General features: G+C 70.5%; 22 protein-coding genes. 6 read left to right on the plus strand and 16 right to left on the minus strand.

What is annotated here, in order from left to right; translation table 11 throughout:
* The 4 genes from OG310_RS02485 to OG310_RS02500 all read right to left on the minus strand — a co-directional run bounded on the left by OG310_RS02485 (position 1) and on the right by OG310_RS02500 (position 4,757).
* Positions 1-933, minus strand: a complete 933-nt coding sequence (locus OG310_RS02485) for a carbohydrate ABC transporter permease (protein ID WP_329454207.1) — start codon at positions 931-933, stop codon at positions 1-3.
* The gene (locus OG310_RS02490) at positions 930-2,333 is read right to left on the minus strand and encodes an ABC transporter substrate-binding protein (RefSeq protein WP_329454208.1); all 1,404 of its coding nucleotides are present in this window, start codon (positions 2,331-2,333) and stop codon (positions 930-932) included. Before OG310_RS02490 ends, OG310_RS02485 begins: the two co-directional genes overlap by 4 nt.
* Before the next feature lie 88 nt (positions 2,334-2,421).
* The gene (locus tag OG310_RS02495) at positions 2,422-3,519 is read right to left on the minus strand and encodes an enolase C-terminal domain-like protein (protein ID WP_329454209.1); all 1,098 of its coding nucleotides are present in this window, start codon (positions 3,517-3,519) and stop codon (positions 2,422-2,424) included.
* 395 nt (positions 3,520-3,914) lie between these two features.
* Complete coding sequence (locus OG310_RS02500) at positions 3,915-4,757, minus strand: FadR/GntR family transcriptional regulator (RefSeq protein WP_329454210.1); 843 nt, start codon at positions 4,755-4,757, stop codon at positions 3,915-3,917.
* A 661-nt stretch (positions 4,758-5,418) separates the two neighbouring features.
* On the opposite strand from OG310_RS02500, the gene OG310_RS02505 reads away from it, so the two are divergent.
* Positions 5,419-6,261 (plus strand): TIGR03621 family F420-dependent LLM class oxidoreductase, encoded by an 843-nt coding sequence (locus tag OG310_RS02505; RefSeq protein ID WP_329454211.1) that lies wholly within the window; start codon positions 5,419-5,421, stop codon positions 6,259-6,261.
* A gap of 134 nt (positions 6,262-6,395) precedes the next feature.
* Here OG310_RS02505 and OG310_RS02510 read toward each other — a convergent pair whose 3' ends face one another.
* The 5 genes from OG310_RS02510 to OG310_RS02530 all read right to left on the minus strand — a co-directional run bounded on the left by OG310_RS02510 (position 6,396) and on the right by OG310_RS02530 (position 11,716).
* Positions 6,396-6,599, minus strand: coding sequence for a hypothetical protein (locus tag OG310_RS02510; protein WP_329454212.1), 204 nt, complete (start codon positions 6,597-6,599; stop codon positions 6,396-6,398).
* Between the two features lie 426 nt (positions 6,600-7,025).
* Positions 7,026-8,342 carry a cation:dicarboxylate symporter family transporter gene (locus tag OG310_RS02515; protein WP_329454213.1) on the minus strand — a complete coding sequence of 439 codons (1,317 nt, stop codon included), beginning with the start codon at positions 8,340-8,342 and terminating at the stop codon, positions 7,026-7,028.
* Positions 8,343-8,399: 57 nt separating this feature from the next.
* The gene (locus OG310_RS02520) at positions 8,400-9,296 is read right to left on the minus strand and encodes a hypothetical protein (RefSeq protein ID WP_329454214.1); all 897 of its coding nucleotides are present in this window, start codon (positions 9,294-9,296) and stop codon (positions 8,400-8,402) included.
* Positions 9,289-10,155: an amidohydrolase family protein gene (locus OG310_RS02525; RefSeq protein WP_329454215.1), complete on the minus strand. Its 867-nt coding sequence runs from the start codon at positions 10,153-10,155 to the stop codon at positions 9,289-9,291. Before OG310_RS02525 ends, OG310_RS02520 begins: the two co-directional genes overlap by 8 nt.
* 589 nt (positions 10,156-10,744) lie before the next feature.
* Positions 10,745-11,716 carry an MBL fold metallo-hydrolase gene (locus OG310_RS02530; protein WP_329454216.1) on the minus strand — a complete coding sequence of 324 codons (972 nt, stop codon included), beginning with the start codon at positions 11,714-11,716 and terminating at the stop codon, positions 10,745-10,747.
* A gap of 492 nt (positions 11,717-12,208) precedes the next feature.
* On the opposite strand from OG310_RS02530, the gene nadE reads away from it, so the two are divergent.
* From nadE to OG310_RS02545, 3 genes are all read left to right on the plus strand, one after another.
* Complete coding sequence (gene nadE, locus OG310_RS02535; protein ID WP_329454217.1) at positions 12,209-13,048, plus strand: ammonia-dependent NAD(+) synthetase; 840 nt, start codon at positions 12,209-12,211, stop codon at positions 13,046-13,048.
* A gap of 508 nt (positions 13,049-13,556) precedes the next feature.
* Entirely contained in the window at positions 13,557-14,342 is a 786-nt protein-coding gene (locus OG310_RS02540; protein WP_329454218.1) for an MIP/aquaporin family protein, read from the plus strand.
* A 220-nt stretch (positions 14,343-14,562) separates the two neighbouring features.
* Positions 14,563-15,435: an NAD-dependent epimerase/dehydratase family protein gene (locus OG310_RS02545; protein WP_329454219.1), complete on the plus strand. Its 873-nt coding sequence runs from the start codon at positions 14,563-14,565 to the stop codon at positions 15,433-15,435.
* A gap of 213 nt (positions 15,436-15,648) precedes the next feature.
* Here the strand turns inward: OG310_RS02545 and OG310_RS02550 are convergent, their stop codons facing one another.
* Both OG310_RS02550 and OG310_RS02555 read right to left on the minus strand, forming a co-directional pair.
* Positions 15,649-16,188, minus strand: coding sequence for a TIGR00730 family Rossman fold protein (locus OG310_RS02550; protein ID WP_329454220.1), 540 nt, complete (start codon positions 16,186-16,188; stop codon positions 15,649-15,651).
* Positions 16,189-16,330: 142 nt separating this feature from the next.
* A complete protein-coding gene (locus tag OG310_RS02555; RefSeq protein WP_329454221.1) occupies positions 16,331-17,086 on the minus strand; it encodes an SDR family NAD(P)-dependent oxidoreductase in 756 nt (251 codons plus the stop codon).
* Positions 17,087-17,216: 130 nt separating this feature from the next.
* On the opposite strand from OG310_RS02555, the gene OG310_RS02560 reads away from it, so the two are divergent.
* Positions 17,217-17,651 (plus strand): Rrf2 family transcriptional regulator, encoded by a 435-nt coding sequence (locus tag OG310_RS02560; protein ID WP_329454222.1) that lies wholly within the window; start codon positions 17,217-17,219, stop codon positions 17,649-17,651.
* A gap of 102 nt (positions 17,652-17,753) precedes the next feature.
* Positions 17,754-18,287, plus strand: a complete 534-nt coding sequence (cpt, locus tag OG310_RS02565) for a chloramphenicol phosphotransferase CPT (protein WP_329454223.1) — start codon at positions 17,754-17,756, stop codon at positions 18,285-18,287.
* A gap of 203 nt (positions 18,288-18,490) precedes the next feature.
* Here cpt and OG310_RS02570 read toward each other — a convergent pair whose 3' ends face one another.
* The 5 genes from OG310_RS02570 to OG310_RS02590 all read right to left on the minus strand — a co-directional run bounded on the left by OG310_RS02570 (position 18,491) and on the right by OG310_RS02590 (position 24,830).
* A complete protein-coding gene (locus tag OG310_RS02570; protein ID WP_329454224.1) occupies positions 18,491-20,122 on the minus strand; it encodes a CehA/McbA family metallohydrolase in 1,632 nt (543 codons plus the stop codon).
* 352 nt (positions 20,123-20,474) lie between these two features.
* The gene (locus OG310_RS02575; protein WP_329454225.1) at positions 20,475-21,353 is read right to left on the minus strand and encodes a hypothetical protein; all 879 of its coding nucleotides are present in this window, start codon (positions 21,351-21,353) and stop codon (positions 20,475-20,477) included.
* Positions 21,354-21,501: 148 nt separating this feature from the next.
* Positions 21,502-21,996, minus strand: coding sequence for a hypothetical protein (locus tag OG310_RS02580; RefSeq protein ID WP_329454226.1), 495 nt, complete (start codon positions 21,994-21,996; stop codon positions 21,502-21,504).
* A gap of 251 nt (positions 21,997-22,247) precedes the next feature.
* Complete coding sequence (locus OG310_RS02585) at positions 22,248-23,480, minus strand: Gfo/Idh/MocA family protein (RefSeq protein ID WP_329454227.1); 1,233 nt, start codon at positions 23,478-23,480, stop codon at positions 22,248-22,250.
* A gap of 39 nt (positions 23,481-23,519) precedes the next feature.
* Positions 23,520-24,830: an alpha-glucosidase/alpha-galactosidase gene (locus tag OG310_RS02590; RefSeq protein WP_329454228.1), complete on the minus strand. Its 1,311-nt coding sequence runs from the start codon at positions 24,828-24,830 to the stop codon at positions 23,520-23,522.
* Positions 24,831-24,921 lie beyond the last annotated feature (91 nt).

The following is a 24,921-nucleotide window of genomic DNA, read 5'->3' on the forward strand; positions in this document are numbered from 1 at the left end:
TCATTTCTCATCCAACCTGAACATGCTGGAACGCGAGACGAGGAGGCCGGCGGCGATGAGGCCGACGGCCAGCAGGAACACCGAGATGGCGGCCGCGCCGTTGAAGTCGCCCTGCTGGAAGGCGAAGACGTAGGCCAACTGGTTGGGCGACCAGGTAGGACTGACGCGCCCCAGGCTGGCCGTCTGGAGGAGTTGCGGTTCCACGAACAACTGTGTGCCGGAGGCGAACGCGAGGATCGTCATGTAGACGATCCACTGCCGGACCATCGGGATCTGCACCGACCACGCGATGCGCCACGGCCCCGCACCGTCCACCCGGGCGGCCTCGATCACCTCGTCCGGGATGTTGTTGAGCGCGCCGTACATCACCACGATCCAGCCGCCCGCGCCGGTCCAGAACGCGATCAGCAGGAAGATCACCGGAAGGTTGCCCGGGGACAGGACCGCCGCGAAGCTGTTCATGCCCAGGGCGCTCAGCAGCCACGACACGGGACTGACGTCGGGGTCCAGCATGAACAGCCACACCAGCACGCTCGCCACGCCGGCCAGGGCGCCCGGTATGTAGTAGAGGAAGCGCAGTACGGCCGAGGTGCGTGGTCCGACCCGGCTGCGCAGCAGCACCGCGGACAGGACCGTGAGGACGACCAGAACCACCAGCCAGAGCACGAGGTAGATCAGGATGTGCTCGAAGGCAGGCAGGAAGCGGTAGTCCTTCGCCACCTTGACGAACTGGTTGAGGCCCGTGAACTGGCCCATGCTGTTGGTGAACGCCAGGTAGAACGCGTAGCAGGTGGGGAAGACCCCGAACGCCAGCAGGAACAGGGTGTATCCCGCGACGAAGAGGTAGCCCGCCCGGCCCCCCGACCGACGCCGCGGCCCGGCGTCGGTGCGGGAGGCGGGCACGACGACGCGCTGGGTCTCCAGCAGCGTCATTTGCCGGCCACCTGGTAGCCGTTCGCCCGGGCCTCGTCACTGATGGCCTTCTGCCAGGCCGGCAGGGTCGAGGTGAGGCTGTGACCCGCGGTGAGGGCGGGCAGCACGATGCTCGACCAGGCGGTGGCGTCGGAGAACTTCGTGGTGGCCCAGCCGGTCCACACCGACTGCGCGGCCTGCTCGAACGGCGTGCTGACGTCGTCGGCGAAGTAGTCGCTGTTCGCCGGGTTCGCCAGCCACGCCTTCGCCGCCGGGGTGTAGGCCGGGTAGGTCGGAGCCGTCGCCTGGTTGTCGTTCGACGTCGTCAGCCAGGTGGCGAGGGCGGCCGACGCCTTCAGGTTGGCGCTGTGCGAGGAGACCATCCACACTCCGCCGCCGACGTTGCCGGTCGCGGGTGCGGTGTCACCGGGCCAGGTGAGCGGCGGTGCCGCGGCCACCTGCTTGGCGGGGGTCTTGAAGGCCGTCTTGAACAGGTACTGGCCGTACCAGGAGGGGCCGACCGCCATCAGGACCTTGCTGCCGCTGTTCTTGGCGAAGCCCTGGCTGAAGAAGCCCTGCTTGCTGACCGCCTTCGCCGAGATCAGGCCGTCGAGGAGGGAGGACATCCGGGTGCAGTGCGAGTCCCCCAGGTCGACACGGAGGGTGCCCGGCTTCGTCTGGTCGAACGCGGGGCACTGGCTGGACCAGAAGTACGACTCCTGGGAGTTGGTGTCACCGACCGATCCCACGAGGTAGCCGGGGTGCTCCTTGGCGACCTTCTTGCCGAGGGCCTCGTACTGGGGCCAGGTGGTGGGGACCGAATAACCCCATTTGTCCATCAGGGACTTGTTGTACCAGAGCACCACTTGCGCGATGTCGTTGCGCAGGCAGTAGGTGTGCCCGTCGTACTGGCATGGGGTGAGCGAGCCCTTGGCGAAGCCGTCCAGCGTCGCCTGGGGGACGAGGCCGTTCTCGTCGACGGGCGCGGCGAACGCCGTGGCGCCCGGCTTGGTCGGCTGCGAGGCCCAGGTGGTGTCGTTCGGGGTGCCGAAGACGACGTCGGGCCAGCCCTTGCCCACCCGGTCGAACAGCTGCACCTTCGTCTGGAGGTAGGTGGACCCGTCGGCCCCGCCGTCGTAGGTGACGACGTTCATCTTCACATCCGGATGCGCCTTCTCGTACTTCTGCACCGAGGGGAGGCGGGTGGAGTCGGTCCAGACGGTGATCTCGGAGCCGGCCTTCTGCGGCGGGGCCTTGAAGGTGGACGCCTGTGCCGTCGAGGCGTGGGACGAAGCACCGGGCGTCGGGTCGGCGCTGGCGCAACCCGCCAGTACGACCGTGACGGCGCACAGGGCCAGTGCCCCGAGCTTGGTCGTGCGCCGTCCGCGGTGCCGCTCGGTAGGAGATCCGGAAGACCTCATTGTCTTGCCTTTCTGCTGCGTGTACGTGGGTGCGCCGGGGAGGGCGCGGGAAGGGACCAGCCGGCGGACGCGCCGCCGTGGCGTGCCGTCAGCGGGCCTGTTCGACGAAGCGCTGGAGTTCGCTGCCGTAGCCGAAGTCCAGTGGCAGGGCGATCCCCGGTCCGGTGGGGGCGTGGACCAGACCCTGGTCGTCGACGTGCCGTTCACGGACGACCCGGGTCGAGGTGACCAGGGACTCGTAGTAGGTGGTGTTCGAGATGGCCATGCACAAGTGGTGGTTGGGGATGTCGGACCCGTGCACCTCCGCACGCACGCGGAACGCGTCGGCCAGGTGCGCGGTGCGCATGGCGCCCGTGATCCCCCCGCGGAGCGTGGTGCCCGCGCGCACACCGAAGGTGGCGGCCCCGGCCCTGATGAAGTCGGCCGAGTTCATGTGCGCGCCGTCCGACGTCTCGGCGACCAGGAGGGGTACGGACACGGATTCCGCGAGTTTCTGGTAGGCGCTGACACTGAACTCGCGCATCGGCTCCTCGTACCAGAGGTAGTCGGCCTCGGACAGTGCCCTGCCGAGGACGATGGCGTCGGGCAGGTCGAACCCGGCGGAGCCGTCGTACATCAGCGGGACGTCGGGCCCCACGTGGGCGCGCAGTGCCTGGCACAGCTTCGCGTCGCGCCGCGCGTCGCCCCAGGCGTGGAGCTTGATGCCCCGGTAGCCGAGCGCGAGGCACTGGTCCGCCACATCGAGGAACTCCTCGGTCGTGGCGAAGGTCGAGGTGGACGCGTAGGCGGGTATCTCCTCGCGGAAGCCCCCGAGGAGACGCCACACCGGCTGGTCGTGGACCCGTCCCGCGAGGTCCCACAGGGCGATGTCCATGAGGCCCAGCGTGGGGAGCGGGAGTTCGTGGATGCGGTCCAGCTCCCACACCCGGTGCCAGAGCCACTCCCGCTGGAACGGGTCCGCACCGATCAACTCGTCACGGAAGACCCGGTCCACGAGATCCTGGAGGGTCACGGCGGCTCCCGGTCGGGCGAACACCGCAACGCCTTCGGCTCCTTCGTCGGTTCCGATGCGCAGGACCGCGCCGTCGCCCTTCGGTGCGCTCCCGCTCAGCCCCTGCCGCCAGGAGAACGGCGGATCGGCCGGGGGAACGTCGATCCGGTGAACCTCGACATGAGTGATCTTCATCCTTGCTTTCTGTTCTGTGAAACGGGCGGGCGGCTTCAGGGCGACGCCCTGCGGACGTCAGGGAGCCCGCGGGCCCGGGTCTCGCGGATGCCGTGCCGCCGCGGGGCCGGGGCCCGTCGTGGGCCGGCGGCGATGCGGACGGAGGCGGGGCCGTGACCACGCGAGGGTGCACGGCTCAAGGGGAACGCCGGAAGAGCGGGAGAACGAAGCGACCGAAGAAACCATTCTTCGCATGCTTGTTCACACCGATGGCGGGTTCATGCTGCGGCGCGCCGAGCAGTCGGCGCGCCGCGGGCCTCACACCGCCGAACCTCAGCGGTGCCGGGCGGGGCGTCCCGTACGTTCACACCGGGGCGGCGAAGGGCGCACTCCCGATGGTGGTGCCACGGTCGGATCTACGAGGCTGACACCTCCGGCGGTGGTTCCTGGGCGACTCCGCCGTCCGCCCTGCGGGGCCCAGGAGCGGCGGCGGGCGGTGAGGTCAGGTTGAAGAGCCGGTCGCGGATCTTACGTTCGACCTGCTGACGCGTCGTGTCGATGTGCGCCTGCATCAGCTCTGCCGCCTTCTCCGCGTCGCCCGAGGCGATGGCGTCGGCGATGGCGAGGTGCTGCCGTCCCGCCGCCTCAAGCGACCCCGGCACATCACCGTGGAACAGGAGGATGTCGGTCTGGGACATCAGCCTGCGGATGGTGGTGACGCCAGAGCGCAGGAAGACGTTGTGCGCGGCGACACTCACGGAGTCGTGGAACAGTTCGTCGGTCGCGGCGAACCCCTGCACGTCGCCGGCGAGCCCCGCCGTGTGGGACTCCTCGGCGCTCTCGCAGATGGCCCGCACCTCGATCGGGGTGGCGAGGCCGGCAGCCTTGCGGGCCGTGTCGGACTCGATCAGATGCCGGTAGTCGATCAGCATCATCACGTGTTCCATGCTGGTCGGCTGGAAGTGCGCGAGCCGGTCGTCGTTCAGCGCGCCGGGCGAGGCCGCGACGAAGATCCCGGCCCCCCTGCGCACACTCAGCCGCCCGATCGCCGCGAGCACCTTGATCGCTTCGCGCGTCACGTTGCGGGTGGCTCCGAGGATCAGCGCGAGTCCCTGCTCGGTCGGGAGCCGGTCGCCCGGCATGAGGTCCTGCTCGGCGATGTACGTGAGCAGTTGCTCCGCGACCAGCTCGTATCCCGGCCGGTACGCGGTGGCCGGCTCCTTGGCCCCCTCGGACGGGGTAACGCTTTCGCCAGACACGGATCGCTCCCTCAGCTCGGATGAGTTGGATTCATTCGCGCCGTCACTATGGCACTCCAGCCGGGCCGGGGGAAGAGTCGTACCGAAATCAATTTCTTCCGCCCCGGTGGCGGGGCAGTTCACGGGGGACGCCATGGCCCGCCGAACGGTCAGGCAGGCTCCGCAGCACCCTCCGATGCGATGAAGCAGATTCATTTCGCTCGTCATTGATCTGGGTCATGCTGTCGCGGGCCCTTCTTCGAGCCGGTCAAGGTGGCATCACCGGTCACCCGGCATACGACGAACGACCCACGACGGACGCACGGACGCAGGGACGCAGGGACGCAGGGACGCAGGGACGCAGGGACAAAAGCACAGACGCACGAACGGACGGCCGACGGACGGCTGATGAGGAGAGGCGGCGGGCCCGCCCCTGACGGCGAAGCGTGCCGGAGCGCGAGCCACCCGGCGAGCGTGCCGCGGCGCGGGCATCGCGGAGGCCAGGAACGCCCATCCCGCGCGGACCGGCGAAGCGCCGCACGACACGGCTCCGTCAGCGTTCCGCCGGTTCAGCAGCCGTCAGTAGGGTGGGTTTTCCGGCGCGGTGTGAACACAACAGCCGCCGCCCACGTTGTATCTCTCGACCGCATCGGCTCACCGCTCCTCAGCACGAAGGGCTGTCATGACCCCACACCCGTTCCGCTTCGGCGTCAGTCTGTTCAACGTCGGCTCCCGGTCCGCCTGGCACGCTCGCGTGCGCGAGGTGGAGGACCTTGGCTACGACGTGCTTCAGGTGGCCGACCATCTGGGAGTGGCCGCGCCGTTCCCGGCGCTGGTGGCCGCGGCCGACGTGACGAGCATGCGCCTGGGCACGTTCGTGCTCAACGCGGGCATCCTCAGCCCCGCGTACCTGGCCCGGGACGTCGCCGACGTGCACCGCCTCACGGACGGCCGCCTGGAACTGGGCCTCGGCGCCGGTTACGTACCGGCCGAGTTCGAGGCCGTGGGCCTGCCCTTCGGCACCCCGGGCCAGCGCCTTCGGAAACTGGAGTCGCTCCTGACGGACACGCGTGCGCTGCTCGCCGCGCAGGACGACGACCCCCGGCCGCCGATCATGCTCGGGGGCGCCGGCGACCGCATGCTGAAGCTGGCGGCGCGTGAGGCCGACATCTTCAGCTTCTCCATCATGGCCGGGCTGACACCGGGCCTCGCCCCGGAAGAGGCGCTCGCCCGCCGCGTCCAGGTGCTGCGGGAAGCCGCCGGCGAGCGCTTCGGCGACATCGAGCTGAACCTGTTCGTCGCGGCGGTCGGCGGGAGCGTGGACCAGGTCGACCTCTCGATCATCCGGCAGGCCAGCGGCCTCGACGACGAGCAGCTCACCCAGCTGCCCGGTGTGCTGGTCGGCTCACCGCAAGAGATCGCGGACCGGCTCCGGCGCTACCGCGAGGAGTTCGGCCTCAGCTACGTCAGCGTCCTGGAGCCTCACATGGCCGCGTTCGCCGAGGTCATCCGGCACCTGCGCTGACGCGCGACCACCGCCGCCCCGCTCCCCTCCCCGCCGGGCTCGTGCGGGCCCGTGCGGAGCGGGCGGCCCGGCCCGGGCACCGAGGCGCCCGCGACCGGGACCGATTTCGCGTGTCCCGCGCAGCCGAGGCGGGGCTACGACGCTTGCTGACCCTGCCCCCTCCCCCGGGCCCGCAGGCCCCAGACGACCCCCGCGATGCCGAGCAGCGCGACGACGATGCCGAGCCAGGTGTACTGGCCGTGGCCCGACATCATCGAGCCCTTCATCACGCCCGTCCCCTGGCTGATCCACAGACCGCCGAGAAGAATCAGAACGACGCCCACAACCGTACGGATCACAATCCACTCCTCATGTGTCGACGACTGTCCGTACGGGGCGCGGGGCCCCCGCGTTCAACGGCGCGCTCTGTTCGACTTCCGCCATCGCCTGCGCGACCGATCCGATCTGCGCGATTCGCCAGCCGGATACGTCCGAAAGCCGTGCGGCCGTGCGGGGCGGCGGGGGCGGCGGCCGCCGCCGCGCGGGGCGTGACCTCTGTCCCGCCCCGCCATCCGTCCGTGGGCGGCCGGACTTCTCCCGTGGTGTCCCGTACCTCTCCCGGCGCACCGCGGTGCCGGGGCGGACGGGGCGGCTCGGACGAAACGGGTGCGCGTACGGCCACGCCCTGAGCCCGTGCGCACCGATGCGAAGGGGCCGGGCAATCCGCGAGCGCACGGAGGACGGAGGGAGGGCCGAGCGTCACCCGCTCGCCCCTCCCCCTTCCCTCACGCGGCCTGGTACCCCGCGTCGAGTTCGGCACGCAGCTGTACCCGGTCCACCGCTTTCTCCCATTTCCCGACGACCAGGGTGGCCACGCAGTTGCCCGCGATGTTGGTGAACACGAAGGCCGCGGAGAGAATGCTGTGGACACCGAGTATCAGGGCGATGCTGCTGACCGGGATGGTGTGGGTCGCGCTCAGGGTGAGCGCGAGCACGGCTATCGCCGATCCGGATACTCCCGCACCACCCTTCGAGGTGAGCAACAGGATCAACAGCAGGCCAAGTTGGGCGGTCAAGCTCAGATCCGTACCAGTGGCCTGGGCCAGAAACACACTGACTGCCGCGAAGTACAGACAGGTGCCGTCGTGGTTGAAGCTGTACGCCGTGGGCAGCACCAGGCCCACCACGGGTTCGTCCACCCCCAGCTTCTTCAACTTCACCGTGAGCTGCGGGAACACACTCTCCGACGAGCTGGTGCCCAGCACCAGGAACAACTCCGCGCGGATGTAGCGCAGCAGCTTCAGAAGGCTGACCCCCGCGTACCGGGAGACCGGCCACAGCACCAACACGAAGAACAGGAGGCAGATCAGGTAGAACACACCGACGAGCCGGCCCAGAGGGAGCAGGGTCCCGAGCCCGTAGCGGGACACCGTGAATGCGATGGAGCCGAAGGCGGCTATCGGCGCGATCCGCATCACCTTCCGGATGACCCAGAACAGTGCCTGCTGCACGTTGTCGACGATGTCGAGGGCGGGCTGCGCCTTGGCGCCCAGTGAGCCCAGTCCGCAGGCGAACAGCACGGAGAAGACCAGCACTTGCAGGATGTCGCCCTGGGCGAAAGCCTGCACGGCGGAGGTCGGGACCAGGCTGACCAGGAAGTCGTCGAAGCCCTCCGACTTGGCCGGCGCCGTGCTGGAGGGGTCGACGTGCAGCGACGACGGGTCGATGTGCATGCCGATGCCCGGCTTGAGCACGTTGACCACGACGAGGCCGATGACGAGGGCGATCGTGGTGATCACCTCGAAGTACACGAGGGACTTCACGGCGATGCGCCCGACCTTGCCGAGGTCGCGCACACTGGTGATCCCGTGCGTGACCGTGCAGAAGATGATCAGGCCGACGACCATCTGGATCAGGTGGATGAAGATGTCGCCGAGGAATTGGACATGGTGTCCGATCGAGGGGGCGAAGTCGCCCACGGCGACCCCCAGGGCGACCCCCACCAGCACCTGGAAGGCCAGGTCGCGGTAGAAGGGGGTGCGCTTCTTTCTGCCCTGGTCCTGTCCCGGCACGGGGGCAGCAGTTGCTGTGGTTTCGCTCATCGTTTCCGGTTTCTCCGTTGAATGTCCGGCGCCGATATCCGGCCTGCGTCCGCGTGATCAGTCCGCGGCGTGGCCGAGGACGTCCCTGGCCGGCCCGAACACCTCGTCCAGGCCGAGGCGTCGGGGCAGCAGTCCCTGCGCGAGGCAGGCGTCGATCAAGAACTCCATCGGCTCCTTGAGCTGTTCGAAGCCGAAGAGGGTGGGCGACGGTGCGCCCTCGGGTCGTTCGACGGTGTCGTCGGCGCGGCGCAGCAGCGCGTACGCCGCACGGATCGCCTCGGCGTCCCCGCGGCAGGCCGAGGACCCGGCGGCCACCATGTGGTTGATCGGCATGAAGCCGTGCTGACGCCACCACTCCTGGTCGCGTACGACGGCGTCGGGGACGACCGGGACGAACTCGTCGCCGCCGGGCAGGTCGTTGCCGAGGATGGTGGCGTCGATGCGCCCCTCGCGCAGCAGGTCGAGCAGACTCCCGTCCTCGGTGTCGTGCTCGACGAACCCGGGGTCGGCGTACTGCTCCACGTGGGCGCCCTCGCGGGTGGTCCAGCGGACGTCCTGCGGTGCCAGGCCGTAGTCCTCGGCGAGATGGGCGCGGACCCACATCCCCGTCGTCTGGGTGTAGGCGCGTACCCCGATGTGCTTGCCGGCCAGTTCCCGCGGTGCGATCGGTCGTGACGCGTGGGCGATCAGGCAGCCGCGCTGGAAGCGCGAGGCGACGACGGCGGGCAGCAGTACCACGGGACGCCCGTAGGCGATCGCCTGCAGGGCGGTGACGACGGCGAGTTCGCTCAGGTCGTAGGCCTCGTCACGCACCATCGGCGCGAATGCCCGGTGGATCGGGGAGACAGTGTGGAAGTCGAGCCGTACCCGGTCGTCGCCGATCAGGCCGTTCTTCAGCGGCGTCGTGTGCGGGTAGTCGGCGAGCACGGCACGCAGCACGGTGGATTCAGGCACGACGGTCTCCCGTGGTCGCGACGGAGGGGTAGAACGCGGCGGCTGTTCCACCGAAGATCATTTCCTGGTCGGTCTCCGGCAGGCTGGACACCATCTCGCGGGCCTCCGCGAGGATGTCCGCCGCACTGCCCTGCGCCGCCGGGAAGTTGGAACCCCAGGCGATACGGCCGGCGCCGTACGCCGCGACCAGGTCCGCCAGGAAGTCCGCGGGCGTCGAGGCGCCCTTCGCCGACGCCGCCAGGGCCCGGTGGGTGAGTTTGAGGAACACACCCGGGAAAGCCGCCAGTTCGAAGAGTTCCTTCGACGTGACATACGGCCGGCCGTCGGAGAGGTCGGGGCGCGCGCAGTGGTCGAGCAGGACGCGCACTCCGGGGAACCGCTCCAACAGATCGCGCAGCGCGGGCAGTCCCTGGATCGTCATCTGGAGGCAGACAGGGATGTCATGTTCCTCGGCGTAGGCCCAGGCGGGGTGGGAGTCCTCGTGCCCCAGCCAGTCCGCCTGGCCGGGCATGGTGGTTCCGGTGGTGAACAGCCGGAAGCCCGAAAGGCCTTGCCCCTGCCAGTGCTTTATTTTGGCCACCGCGTCGGGTGCCATGGCGTCGAGCGAGTAGACACCGACGAACGTGTCGGGGTGGGTCCGCACCGCCTCGACGACATAACGGTTGTCGTGTCCGTACACCGTTGAGGCCTGCACCACCACGGCTTTGGCGATGCCGGCCTGGTCGAGCGCCTGCCGCAGGCCGTCGATGTCCACCGGGTGTGCCAGCGACCACTCGGACTGCCGTCCACCGATGGGACCGACCGGATATCGCACGGTATCCGGCGAGATCACATGGGTGTGCGTGTCCACGATGCGCATCGAACCTCCAGGGAGCGAACGGGTCTGCGGGGAGCGGGTCATAGGCCTCGACCGGGACCCAGCTCCCTGACTGAAGCGGAAGTTAACACGATCGTCAACAATTTCGTCTGGAATCTGGAAGATAATTTTGGTGACAATCGCCTACTGTGATACTTCGTGAGCACAGAGCGATGGCGGCAGGACGCACGGACAGCCACGGGGCGCCAGGTTCCGGGGGGAGGCACCGCCGCGTGGGAACCGGATCTGCCGCGTCAGGTCCCCGCATGACACGACGGATCCCCTTCGGAACACGGCCGGGTCCGGACCGTGTTGACGGCAAGGTGACGCGCCTGCCGCCACCCGCCGATGCCGACGGCCGGCCGCGATGCGGCTCCGGCCCCGGCCCCGGGTTCGTTACCGGCTCCGGCTCCGGCTCCGGCTCCGGCTCCGGCTCCGGCTCCGGCTCCGGCTCCGGGGGGTCGTCACCGACTCACCGGCGTCCCACCGCACATGCACTACCGGGTCCTTCGGCACGGCCGGAGCGCGGACACCCGGAGCCCGGGCACCCGGGGACGGGACACCCGGGGACGCGACACCCGGGGGCCGGACCTCACAACGCCACTTCGGTACCCACCGCGTTGGGCACGAACGCCTCCCCGAACCGGGATGCCATCGCGTGCTGGGCCCGCCAGCCGGTGCAGTGGGCGGGGACGAGCACCGACGGTGACATCTCCCCCAGATCCCTCAGGACCCTTGGGATCAACGGCTCGAACACCGGCCCGTTGAGGTGGAATCCGCCCACCACCGCGTGCAACGGCCGGTCGTGCGTGAGCCGACGGGCATAACGGCAGATGTTCACCACACCCGCGTGGCCACAGCCCGTCAGGACCATCAGGCCCTTGCCCCGGATGTCGATGACCAGTGCCTGGTCATCCAGGACCAGCGGGTCCGGCTCCCATTTTCCGCCGAGCCGGGCCTGCTGCGGCGGCAGTCCGGGCTCGTATCCGGTGGTCCGGGGCACCTCGCCGGTGACCAGGACCGACCCCTCGAACAGGAAACTGGGCTGCTGGTCCTCGACCACCGTGAACCCGGCCCCCTCCAGCGCGCGGCGGCTCGTGGTGGGAAGCTCCAGCGGATCCGCGCCGGGCAGCGTCATGCGTCGGCGCCGCCAGAAGTGGGGGTGGATCAGCACCGGCAGATTCACCCGGCCACCCAGTGCGCGGATCAGCCCGTCGAGACCGGTGGTGTGATCGAAGTGGCCATGGCTGCAGATGATCACCTCGATGGAGGACGGATCGACGTGGAGACGCCGCATGTTCTCCGCGACCCCGTCCGGACTCGTCCCGGCGTCGAACAGGAACCGGTGCTCGCGTCCGGCTTTCACGACCGTCACCAGGGCGGAGAAACCGTGCTCTGCCAGCAGCGGTTCGAGCGCATACCCGTCCTCCATGGTGGAGGCCGGCCTCCTGCCCCCGGGCCGCGCCCGTTTGGCCGGTCCCTGATCCGGCATGAGCAGGTCGCTGACGTTGTCCATCAGTGTGGTGACCGTCACCGAGTCGACCGGCTCCAGCGAAACGGACACACGGGGCTCGAAGTCGTGAAGGATCCGTACATCGCGATCACCGGGTACACCACCTGTACACATTTGTTCAGTATCGTCCCGCATGCCACCGGTGGCCATCGCTCGGCGTCCGGCCCCTGGGGAGCCGTCCCACGGGCTCGCCGAGCCGCCACCCCACACCCCGGCACCCCGGCGCCCCATCACCCCCGAGGACGAGACCGCGACGATCCGCGCCCAGAAGGGGACGGACGTTGGGGACGGCACCCGCGTACGGTCGTCGCCGGCCAGGAGGAACGCGAGCGCCGAGGACCGGCCTCAGCGAGAGCCCCGTACCCCGGCACGGAGGCGGTCGCCCGACGCCCCGCGCGCCACCCCGCCCGGCATCAGGCCGGGGGGACGGGCGGTCCGGCCGCCTCGCCGGGAAGGGGCCGTCGTCTCCTTCGCCGCCCGCCCACGGGTCCCGGCGGGCCGTCGGCATAGAATTCGACACCCGCACCGACCCGAGGAGTACTCGTGACCGACCCGGCGCCCACCGGCCCTCAGCAGGAGATCGCCCGGATCCTCCACGTGAGCGCGACCTTCGACGCGCAGGCGGAGATCGAGCGCCGAGTGGCCTTCCTCACGGGCCAGTTGACGTCCTCCGGACTGCGTTCGCTGGTGCTCGGGATCAGCGGCGGGGTCGATTCGACCACTGCGGGCCGGCTGTGCCAGCTGGCGGTGGAACGTGCGCGGAGCACCGGGCACGAGGCGACCTTCTACGCCATGCGGCTGCCGTACGGCGTCCAGGCCGATGAGCACGACGCCCAGCTCGCGCTCGGCTTCATCCGGGCCGACCGGGCCCTGACCGTGAACGTGAAGGCGGCGAGCGACGCCGCGCTGGAAGCCTGCCTGGCCGGTGACGTGGCGTTCCGCGACGAACGGCACCAGGATTTCGTGCACGGCAACATCAAGGCCAGGCAGCGCATGATCGCGCAGTACGCGGTCGCCGGGGCCCATGAGGGACTCGTCGTGGGGACCGATCACGCGGCCGAGGCGGTGTCCGGGTTCTTCACCAAGTTCGGGGACGGCGCGGCCGACGTGCTGCCGCTCTCGGGGCTGAACAAGCGCCGGGTGCGGGCCGTCGCGGAGGCCCTCGGGGCGCCTGCCTCGCTGATCTGGAAGACACCGACCGCCGACCTGGAAACCCTCGACGAGGGCAAGGCCGACGAGGACGCGCTCGGTGTGACGTACGACGAGATCGACGACTTCCTGGAGGGCAAGCCGGTGGGCGGGCCCGCCTACGAGTCGATCGTGCGCAGGTACCACAACACCGAGCACAAGAGGCAGCCGCCGGTCGCTCCGCCCCAGGTCTGAGGCGTCCGGGACGGGTCGCCGTCGTCACGGCCCGGCGCACCCTCGCTTCCGCAGGCTCCTGATCCGGCGAGGGCGGTGGGCCGGCGCGGGGCGGGGCGGGGCGGGGCGGGGCGGGGCGGGGAACGTACCCGTGCGGGCCTGCCGTCCCGCAGTGGCCGTCCGGCGTCGCCGGCCCGTGGACCGGACGTCCTCCGGAGTCCGTCCCGCCCGCCCCGGCCCCGAGCGGCGGGCGGAAGGACTCCAAGGGGCCTGTGTGCTGCGGGCCCGCACACGAGGGTGGATGCTGGGCAGTGCACCGAATCGGTTCCCGGCGCCCCGACGCCGGGAACCACGACGGTGCACGACACTGACGCGAGAGCCGACAACCGACAGCGGGCCCGCGTGTCGGTTGGCCGTATCGGCGTGGCCGCGCCGTTGCGCCATTGCGCCGTCACGATGTTGTGTTGTTGTGTTGTTGTGTGAATGTTCCGGAATCGTCGCCGTTTCGGCGGGCCGACGTCAGGAGACCATGGTGGATCCCGCCCCTCCTCTCCCCCGACAGCTGCCCCTCGCGCGTGCCGCCGACGAGTTCCTGCTCACCACCGTCCTGCTGTTCCTCGCGGTGACCGTCGTGCGCTGGCTGCGCGACCCGGGTTCGCCCCTGTTCATCGCCGACCTGCGCGTCGCGCTCGCGGTCATCGGCCTCATCAGCGGGGCCATCCTCACCGGACTGATCTTCACCCCGCCCGGCAGGCGCAGCGGAGGTCACATGAATCCGGCGGTGACGGTCGCCCTGTGGCTGGTGGACGCCTTCCCCGGTCGCAGTGTCCTGCCCTATGTCATCGCCCAGCTCGCCGGCTCCGTGGCGGGTACCGGCCTCGCCCGCCTGGTGTGGGGGCATGCGGTGACCCTTCCGACGGTCTCCCACGGCGCGATCGGACCAGCGCCCGACTGGCAGGCCGCATCCGTCTTCCTGGCCGAGGGGGGCAGCATGATGGCCCTGATCCTCATCGTCGGTTACTTCCTCGCCCATCCCCGTCTCGTCCGCCTCCTGCCGTACGTCATCGGGTTGTGCGTGGCGCTGGTGATCGCCCTGCTGGGTCGCTTCAGCGGCGGAGCGATCAACCCGGCCCGGTCCCTGGGTCCCGCCGCCCTCTCCGGGCAGGCGACCGATCTGTGGGTGTACCTGATCGTTCCTGTCCTGGGGGCGGTCATCGGTGCGGCGATCTACCACCTCTTCATCTGGCGGTTCAACGCGTGCCGGCCCCTGACGTACAAGCTGACGGGGGACGAGAGCCCGGACGGTGACGTCTGACGGCTCGCACCTGCGGCCTCGGCCTCGTCGTGCCGCCCTGACCACCGGCGCCGCGGCGGCCACCGGACGCCCCGCGCGGGCCCGGACCGGCCCGGTGACCGGCACCGTCCGGGATGTCCTCGGCACACCGTCCTGAACCGGCGATTGTGTCCGCATATTGCTAGTTTTGTTTCGATCGGGTGCACGATGATGCCCGGACCGGCCGGAAGAGGGATCTCCCATGCACGTCTTCGTCGCGGGTGCCACCGGAGCGGTCGGCCGACTGCTCGTTCCGTTGCTGCTGGAGACGGGTCACCAGGTCACCGGGATCTCCCGTACGCCCCGGGGCACCGAGCGTGTACGGCGGCAGGGCGCGTCGGCCTTCCAGGTCGACGTGTTCGACCGGGAGGCGCTGCGCGAGGCGGTGATGACGGCCGCGCCGGACGCGGTGATCCATCAGCTCACCGACCTGGCGGAGGCGGACGGAGAGGCGACGAACCGGCTGCGCCGGGAGGGAACGCGCAATCTGGTGGACGCGGCCGGCGCCGCGGGCGTCACCAGGATCGTCGTCCAATCGATGTCCTGGATGTACGTGCCCGGCGAGGGTCCTGCCGACGAGAGCGTGCCTCTCGACGTCGGGGCGGCCGAACCGCGCGGAGGGCTCGTGGAGGGGATCCGGGCGCTGGAGGAGACGGCGGCCGAGCTGGCGACGGCGGTCGTTCTGCGGTACGGCGTCCTGTACGGCCCCGGTACCTGGTACGCGCCGGGCGGCCCCGCAGCCGGGGCCCTGGCCGGCGATCCGTCGGCCCGCTTCCTCGGGAGCGTCGAGGCGGACCTCTCCGTGACCTCGTTCCTGCACGTCACCGACGCGGCGCACGCCGCCGTCGCCGCCCTCGACTGGCCGTCCGGTCCCGTGAACATCGTGGACGACGAGCCCGCACAGGGACGCGAGTGGGTCCCGGTTCTCGCCACCGCTCTGGGGCTGCCGGAGCCGCGGCCCACCTCAGGAAAAGCGAGCTGGGCTCGGGGCGCGGCCAACGGCCTGGCCCGCTCGCGGGGCTGGAACCCCGCATACCCCTCGTGGCGGACCGGATTCTCGGCGCAAGGCTCCTGAACCGAGAGTCGCGCGGCCGCCGCGCGGTCCGGGTGTTGTCACAGGGGGCGAGGCTCCCGCGCGACCGTCGCGAGGCGGCCTCAGCGCTCAGGGCGTCACCGCCGAGCACAGCACACCCCCGCCGGCCGGTTTCGACGTCAGTACGTCACCCCTGACCACCACCCCGGTCGGCTTCGCCGATGAGCGCGTCACCGCCGGTTCGTCGCCGACCGGTCACGCTGTTCCGAGCGCCGCCTCCAGGTGGGCGAGCGCCTCGGCCCCCTCGTCGGCGACGAAGACCAACTGGTCCAGGGGCACGGGCAGGAAGCCCTCCGCCTCCATCCGCCGCAGCTGCAGCGCCAGCCCGTCGTAGAACCCCGCCGTGTTCAGCAGTACCACCGGCTTGTCGTGCAGCCCGTGCTTCCGCAGCTCCAAGATGTCCGTCGCCTCGTCGAGTGTGCCGAGCCCGCCGACCATCACGACCACCGCGTCCGACCCCGCCACCAGCAGAGCCTTGCGTTCCGCGAGGTCCTTGGCGACCACCATCTCGTCCGCGTCGTCCCTGATCCAGGTGCGGAGGAACTCGACCGAGACGCCGACGAGGCGCCCGCCGCTCTCCCGTACGCCGTCGGCGACGACCTTCATCAGGCCGGTGTCGGATCCGCCCCACACCAGGGTGTGACCGCTCTTGCCGAGGAGCTCGGCGAACTCACGAGCCGGCCGGGTGTAGCGCTCGTCCAGGTCTGCGGCGGAGAGGAAAACGCATATCTTCATGGCAGAACTGTAGATCCCGTCCGAAGTGTGAGTCCCGTCGAACGCCACGGTGCAGGACGCTGCCACTCCCTCGGGCGGACCGGTGGGGTCCCGCGGGGCACGGAGTGCGCCGGCTCAGCCTCCGCACCCCCGGTCTGCGGAGTCAGGCGTTGTAGCCGCCGTGGGCGTCGAGCACCGCGCCCGTGACGTACGACGCGGCGGGACTCGCCAGGAAGGCGATCGCCGCGGCGATCTCGTCGGGGTGACCCATGCGCTGGAGGGACAGGGCGCCGAGCAGTGCCTTGAGGGTCTCGGCGTCCGGCGGTTCCATTCCGCTCTCCATCAGTCCGGCTTCCACGACATTGGCCGTGATGCCGCGGGGGCCGAGGTCCCGCGCGACGCCCATGGTGTACCTCTCGACCCCGGACTTGGTCGCCGAGTAGTCGGCCAGTCCCGGGAGACCGACGCGGGAGCCGAGTCCGGAACTTACCGTGATAATGCGGCCGTTCGGGCGCAGCACCCTGGAGGCGGCCCGGATGACGGCGATCACGCCGAGGTAGTTCGTGGCGTGCATCCGGTCCAGAGCGGCGGTGTCGACGTCCGGGTCGTCCACCGTGCGGCCCTGCTCCGGCGAGATGGCGGCGTTGTTGACGAGGATGTCCAGGCCGCCGAAGTACGCGACCACCTCGTCGATCAGGGCCGGGGCCCGGCCCATGTCGGCCTGGTCGGACTTGAAGGCGACAGCCTTGGCTCCGCGTGCGCGCACCTCCTCGACGACCGTGCCCGCCTGCTGGTCGGAGCTGACATACGTGAACGCGACATCGGCCCCCTGCTCGGCCAGCATCCGTACGGTCGCGGCCCCGAGCCCGCGGGATCCTCCGGTGACCAGGGCGACCTTGCCCGTGAGCGGTTTATTCACTGTTCTCCACCTCGCTGATCGATCCTTGCCGACAGTCGAAACCATAATGGTTACGACAGATAGATGCAACTATTATTGTTACGACAGGGAGGTCGTAACATGGAGCGTTACGGTCAACAGGAGAGGCTTCATGAGCGCCAACAGCAGGCTGACCATCGCCGCCCACGCGCTGGCCTGGATCGGCCTCTACCAGCGCCAGGGCCATGAGGTGGCCACGTCGGAACAGATCGGCTCCAGCGCCAACACCAACCCCGTGGTGATCCGGCGCCTGCTCGGCGAGCTGCGCGCCGCCGGACTCGTCGAGTCCCGGCGCGGCGTCGGCGCCGGCTGGTCCCTCTCGCGCGAGCTGAAGTCGATCACCCTGCTCGACGTGTACGAGGCCGTCGACCCCGACCCCCTGTTCGCGATGCACCGCGCCACCCCTGACCCCGGATGCGTGGTGGGTTACGGCATCCAGCCCGCGATGCGCGGCATCTACGACGGCATCGAGGAGACCCTGCGGCGCGAGCTCCGCGAGGTCACGCTGGAAGACGTGCTGCGCGAGGTCCTCGCGGCACCTCGTTAGCACCCCGGCACCCCGGCCGGGGAGTCCGCCCGGTGGGGCGGCGGAGCGGGGACGAGGCGAAAATCGCCACGTCACGATGGCCCCTGCCACTACCGTGACCTGGTGACGACTCAGGTGATCGTGTTGAACGGCGGATCGAGCGCGGGGAAATCAGGGATCGTCCGATGCCTGCAGGCCGTGCTGCCGCATCCGTGGCTCGCCGCCGCGATCGACTCACTGGTCGAGGCGATGCCCGCTTCCCTGCGGGAGTCGGACACGGGAATCGCGTTCACCGCGGACGGCGGTGTGAACGTCGGATCGGCGTTCCGCGAGCTCGAAGCGGCCTGGCGGGAGGGGGTCGCCGCGACGGCCCGCGCGGGCGCCCGCGTCATCGTCGATGACGTCTTCCTCGGCGGATCGACGTCCCAGGAGCGGTGGCAGAAGGCCCTGGCCGGGCTGGACGTGCTGTGGGTCGGCGTGCGGTGCGAGAGCGCGGTGGCCGCGAACCGCGAGATCGCCCGCGGGGACCGGGCACGGGGAATGGCCGCCTCACAGGCGGAGACCGTCCACCGGGGCGTGGCCTACGACCTGGAGGTGGACACCACGCACACGGAGTCCCTGGACTGTGCGCGCTCCATCGCCGCCCGTCTCGGATGATCCGGCGTTCCTGGGGGAACCGGCACCACCCGGGAGCGACGGAGCCGGCCGTGGCCGCCCGCTGAATGCCGTGCCTGGTCCCGGGCGCGCACCGGGACGCGGCCCGCTCAGGACATCGCGGGCCCGCCCTCACGGAACGGTCGCGTCGCCGGTGCGGCGAGGCGCCGTCCCGCGAGAGGCGGGCATCCCGTGGAGCGCGGGTGTTACCGGCCGGTCGTTTCGAGGAAGACCGGGTTGGTGAGAGCGGCCATCGGGCCGAACAGCAGTGCGTCACCCATGGTGTTGCCCTGGCCCGGCGATCCGTCGGCCATCGGGTGGCGTACCTCGGCGCGGACATACGCGGCGAGCGAGGCGGTCGTACGCCACACAACGGTGCCGTCACCCTCCGCGCTCACCGACTCCTGGTGCATCTGGCCCTCGTCGGTGATGAACCGGACCGTACCGTGGGGCACTCCCTGGACGTCCAGGCGGATGTCCACCGGCGCGTCGGCGGGCACGCTCAGTTTCTCGCCGATGCCCGCCTGCTTGCCGTGCCCGCTGGCGGTGAAGGTCAGCTTCACGGCCGCGGACTCGGCGATCCAGTTCCGGCCCGCGCGGATCCCGTCCATGATCGCGTCGGTGCTCAGGTCGTCGGCCTGGACGACGTTGTGCGGCAGCCCGATGACCTGCGGATCGCTGTGGGCGTCGCTGTTGCCCATCGCGGGCAGCCAGCGGCCGCCGCTGCGGACCGCCTCACCCAGCTTCAGGTCCCAGGTGCTGATGGCGTGTTCGTCGTCGTACGTCCACGGGCCCGTCCACACCTCGGTCGCGTCGGCGTCGTCGAAGCCGAACTTCCACTGGCTGGCCACGTAGGCGCAGTACATGTGCGCGGGTACCGCGAGGCCGCCGCCCTTGCGGACCTGGCGCGAGAAGCGCGAGAAGGCGTCGTCGCGGGAACGGTAGCGCCAGTCGATCCACTCGCCGGGAGGCAGGCCGAGGGCCAGCCAGTGCCCGTTGCGGGTGGTGACCTCCTCACCCGTGATGATCAGCAGGTCGGAACCGGCGTAGTCACCCCACACCGCGTGCGAGGACGAGGTGTTGTGATCGGTGGAGACCATGAAGTCGAGTCCGGCGGCGCGCGCCCCGGTCGCCACGTCGACGGGCAGGTGCTTGCCGTCGGAGTGCACCGTGTGCAGGTGGCAGTCGCCGCGGTACCAGTCGCGGCCGCGCCCCTTGGCCCGCTGCGGCGGATAGTGCTTGGCGGCGGCGGGACCCGTCTCGCCGTAGGTGAGGGTGACCTGGACCTGGTAGTTCAGGCCCTGCGGCGCCACCTGGTAGGGGCCGAGCACGATGTGCCAGGTCCCGGCGCTGACCGGCCCCGGCAGATAGCCCGGTGTGGCCTCGCTGTTGCTGATCTCGAACGAGGTGCGGAAACCGCCGGACCAGCCGCGGAAGCCCTTGCCGCCGAGAGCGGTCCCGCGTTCGTCGAAGACGCCGATGTCGCACGAGTTGCCCGGGGTGCCCGTGGGGACGCCCGGCTTGTCGTACGAGTACGAGACGGCGATCTTCTGCACGCCGCGGGGCACCTCGACCGGGAGGTAGACGAAGTCGGCGACCCCGGTGGGCAGCAGTCCCGTGATGACGCGGGTCACCTCTCCGCTCTTCGGAGGTGCGCCCTTGGACGGGCCGTCAGCGGCCTGGGCGAAGGAGACCGGGGTGAGCGTGAGGGCGGCGGCGCCGGCGACCCCCGCGGTCAGGAGACGGCGACGCCCCCACGCGGAACCCGGTTCGTCCGCGCCTTTGGCCTCGGGCTCCAGGGGGTTCGCATGGTGTTCGCAGTGTCCGTCAAGGCACATGGGTCCTCAGCAAGGTGAGTGGTGGATTCACATGGATCGTTCGGACTCTCACCTTTCCCCGTGAACGGCGGGTGAGGACCACATGTCCTCTTTGGCAATTGCCCATGGCATGCTCGGGCGCACGCTCCGTCAGAACGGATCGGGCGGGCGTCGGCGCGACGCCGTCGACGAGGCGGTGCCGGCCGCGGCGGCGTGTCCCGGCGTCGCGGAGCCGACAGGCCGTCCACGCGCCCGAAGGGGTGGCGGCCCCTCACCGGACGGCGCGGAACGGCCCATCTGGTGCGACGAGAACGGCTGGACGTCACCGGCCCCCGGAAGACCCGTACGTGCACCGCACCGCCCGGGACCCGGGTCAACCAGCCAGCAGCACCCCGGGAACCGCGAGAAGACCGACCGCCGCCAGGCCGAGGGTGAGTGCGGCGGCGAGGACCCCGAGGACGGCGAAGCCCACCATGTCGCCGTGGCTCACGGGCTTCTCGTCGGAGTGGCCCGGCCGGTACCACAGCGTCCGGACGGTATGGGCCCGCGCGAAGCGGAACGACGGCGACACCTCGCACTGGCGCCTGAAGCCGTCCAGGTCAGTGAACTCGTAGACGTAGAGCGGCCAGAGACCGTTCTTCGTCTCCCGGGTCCTACGGGCCACCAGAGCGGCCTCCACCTTCACACCGCCGACGAACTGGTCCCGCAGGATCTCGAAGCACCCGCTCGCGCCGATGCCCGCCAGGGGCACGAGCAACCAGAAGGGCAGACCGGCCCAGGTGGCGATCGCCGCGACGGTCCGGCCCTGCGTCAGCAGGATCAGCGAATCGATCACGAAGAGCACCGCCATGCCCCGACGGACCCACTGCAGGGGGGTGCGCGGCGCGTGCCGCGCGAGTTCTTCCTCTTCCTCCGCCAGTCGCGTCACCGACGGGGGCCGGGCCCCCTGCGGTGGCTGGTGCCGTTCCACCAGCTCGCGCAGCGACCGGCTGAACACCTCACTCTGCCGGACCGAGCACCGCAGTTCGTAGGCTGCCGGAGCGCCCGGTCCGGGCGACCGCACGACCACCCGCACCAGGGGTCGCCGGCCCCGGCTGTTCTCCCGCGACACCGCGCCGATCGCGGAGTAGGGGATACGGGTGACCTTGCGCCCCTGCTGCCAGCGCAGCCCCTGCGGTGTGAACTTCGCTGTCGCCCCACCGCCCCGCACCACCAGCGACGGTACGGTGACACTCGGCTGTTCGTACGACACATGGATCCCCTCGCCGTCGCGGGGCCCCACCCTTTTCGCCCCCGCGTGAACTGACTGACGATCACCGGACCCCGAAGGTTGTACGGAACGGGTGCGTCGCGTGGGGCCCCGTGCCGGCTGTGGGTACCTCTCACACCGTGGGCACGCCTCACTTGTGCGCGCGCAGGAACGCGGGGATGTCACGGCGGGTCGGGTAGTTCGGCAGGGGCGCCGGCTGGTCCTGGAGGAAGGCCATGATGGTGGCGGCGGCCCGTCGGTCGTTGTCGTCGAGGCCGTTCCACATATGGTGTCCGACTCCGGGCATGTACTGGGTGCGCCGGATTGCGGGGTCGTCGGCGAGTACGGCGGTCTCCCACTGCCGGACCTGGGAGGAGCACGCGGCGATCATCAGCATCGCGGGTGTACGGGAACGCCTCAACAGCGGGGCTATGGAGGGCGAGTCCTTGATGCTCTGCTGGACCCGGAGGCTGGCGGCTGCGCTGAAGGAGAAGTTCCGCGCGGTGTCCTCGGCGGGAATACGGTGCGCGTCCCCCGCGCAGTAACCGGACGCGGTGTCGCTGCCGAGATCGGCGGCCGTGAAGGCGTTGTCTCCCTCCGCCTGCCCGATCAGAGCGCTGTCGGGGCTCAGGAGACCGAGCCGCATGAGGCCGAACGCGACGGCGTAGCGGGGCGCCCGCGGGCGGCAGGGCCGTGACCGACCCCGACGCGTGCATTTCCGGCCGGGGTTCGCGCGTCACCACCCGGCGGGCGGTCCTGCCGGCGGCAGTTCGGCCGCCGGGCATAGGGACCGCACCGCCGTCCGTGCGTCCGGGATCGGGATCGGGATCGGGCGGGAGCCAGCGTCCGCCGGCCGCATCCGCCAGCCGTACACCGACTGCCGCGAGCCGCGCCGCGTCAGCCGACGCGGTCGCCGCCCTGGCTCTCTTCGGGTATCCGCTCCTGGTGGAACGCGAAGTACCGGGCGACCTCCGGCGCGAGGGGTGGCACCTGAGTGCGGACGCCCCCCGCGCGCAGCGAGGCGGTGGCGGCGACGCCCACGGCCACCGCCTCCCGGGCCGCGACGGGAGAGGTGCGGGTCGCACCGCCCCCCGCCGCGAACCGCAGGAACTCCCCCACCAGTTCCTCGTCGGCCCCGCCGTGCGGACGGTCCCCGCCGGTGACGGTCTCGGTGTGATCTGCGTCGGACCGGTAGCCGGAGCGGCGCTGGTTCCACAACTTGAGGGTCGGGCGCTCGTCCTCCAGACCGTCGCCGAAGTTCTCCAGGCGCCCCTCGTCGCCGATGACGGTGTAGTTGCGCCAGTAGTCCGGGGTGAAGTGGCATTGCTGGTAACTGGCCAGCACACCGTTGTCGAGGCGGCTGAGCATCATGCTGATGTCCTCCACGTCGACGACCGGGTTCAGGCCGGTCAAGGACGCCGGCGGCCAGATGTCCGGGTCGAACCAGTCGGGCATCCGCGCCGGATCCTCGGCGTCGCGGTCCCCGGCCGGGCGCCGGGGGTTCGCGCCGTACACCGCCAGATCACCCAGGGCGACGACCTGGCGCGAACTGCCGCCCGCCAGCCAGTGGATGACGTCGAGGTCGTGAGCGCCCTTCTGCAGCAACAGGCCGGTGGTGCGGGCCCGTTCGGCGTGCCAGTCCTTGAAGTAGTAGTCGCCGCCGTGCCCGACGAAGTGCCGGCACCACACCGAACGGACACGCCCGATCCGGCCCGCGTCGATCATCTCCCGCATCCGCCGCAGCACCGGCAGGTGGCGCAGGTTGTGGCCGACGTACAGTCGCGTGCCGGATGCGAACGCGGCGCCCAGCAGCCGGTCGCAGTCCTCGACGGTGATGGCCAGGGGCTTCTCCACGAAGACCGGTACGCCCGCGGACAGGAAGAAGAGGGCGGGCTCGACGTGCCGGTCGTCCGGGGTGAGGACGAAGACCGCGTCGAGGCCGTCGGCGGCCATGCCGGTGTGATCCCTGTGGACGGCGATGTCGGTGCCGAAGAGGCGGACGGCGTCCGCCCGGCCGCGCGGGGAGGGGTCGGCGCAGGAGACGACCCGCGCGACACCGGGCCTGTTCGCCTCGGTCGCCAGGGTGGCCCGCTGGCCGATTCCTACGACGCCGACGCGCAGTTCAGTCATCGGTGCTCCGCCTTTCGCAGAGGGTGGGGGCCACGCGGTTCAGTGGCCGAGTGTGGCGCGCAGGGAGGGCTGGAGCAGTTCGCCGTGTGCGCGCACCATGTCGTCGCACAGGTCCCAGATCGCCTCGACCGTCAGCGTCGCCGCCGTGGCCGGGTCGACCATGGCGGCGTGCCGGATGTGCCGGGGGTCGTCCTCGACGGCGGCCCGTACGACAAGGTCGTTCATGCTCAGGTAGGTACGGTTGAGCGCCGCGCACTGCGGCGGCAGGGCGCCGACGCGGGTGGGCTGGACACCCAGGGAGTCGACGAGGCACGGCACTTCGACGGTGCCCTCGGAGGGCAGGTTGTCGATCAGGCCCCGGTTGGGCACGTTGCCGTACACGGTGCGCGGTGTGCCGGTGGTCATGCTGTGGATGATCTGCGGGGCGTACTCCATGGTGGACTCGACCGCGAGCGGTTCCCCGGCGGCGAGCGCGCGGCGCGTCTCCTCGTACGCGGCCACGTTCTCGTCGACGATGCCGAGGTAGTCCCCCACGGGCAGGCGCAGCCGCTCGATCTCGCTGTCGTGGTGCAGGTACCACGGCACGTACTCGCTGGAGTGCTCGCTGGTCTCGGTCGGGTAGTACCCGAGGCGCCGGTACATGTCGACGCGTACCCTGCGGCGCAGTTCGGCGTCCTCGGCGACGAGCGCGTCGAGCCTCGGGTACAGGTCGGTGCCCTGGTGCTCGAAACGCAGGACCCAGGCCTGGTGGTTGACCCCCGCCGCGTGGTAGTCGACCTCCTCGAACGGCACCCCCACCAGCTCGGCCAGGTCGTGCATGGTCCAGTACACCGAGTGGCACAGTCCCACCACCTTCGTCAGTCCGGTGGCCCGGGCGAGGTACTGGACGTTCATCGCCATGGGATTGGTGTAGTTGAGCAGCCAGGCGTCCGGGCACACCGCGGTGATGTCGTCCCCGAGGCCCTTCAGCAGCGGGAAGGTGCGCAGCGCGCGGAAGATGCCGCCGATGCCGATGGTGTCTCCGATGGTCTGGCGCACACCGTGGCGAGCCGGGACGTCGAAGTCGGTCCGCGTCGACTCGCGCATGCCGACCTGGACGATGTTGATGACGAAGTCGGCGCCCTCCAGGGCCTCCCGGCGCTCGGCGTGCGCGGTGATGCGCGGCGACGCCTCCCGTTCCCCGGCGATGTAGCGCGCGGCACCGAGCGCGGTGGCCAGTCGCTCGGCGTCGATGTCGTGCAGGGCGATGTGCACGTCCTTGAGCTCGGGGAAGGCGAAGAGGTCGGCCAGGAGCCCCTGGGTGAAGACGACGCTGCCTGCGCCGATGAACACGATCTTCTTGGCGGTCATGACTCGTTCTCTCGGTTGTGGGTGAGGGCTGCGGGCGCCCGGGTCGTGCGATCGGTGTCTCCGGCCGGCCGGGCGGGGCGGGGAGCGCCGC

This window comes from Streptomyces sp. NBC_01497 (assembly GCF_036250695.1).
Taxonomy (GTDB): Bacteria; Actinomycetota; Actinomycetes; order Streptomycetales; family Streptomycetaceae; genus Streptomyces.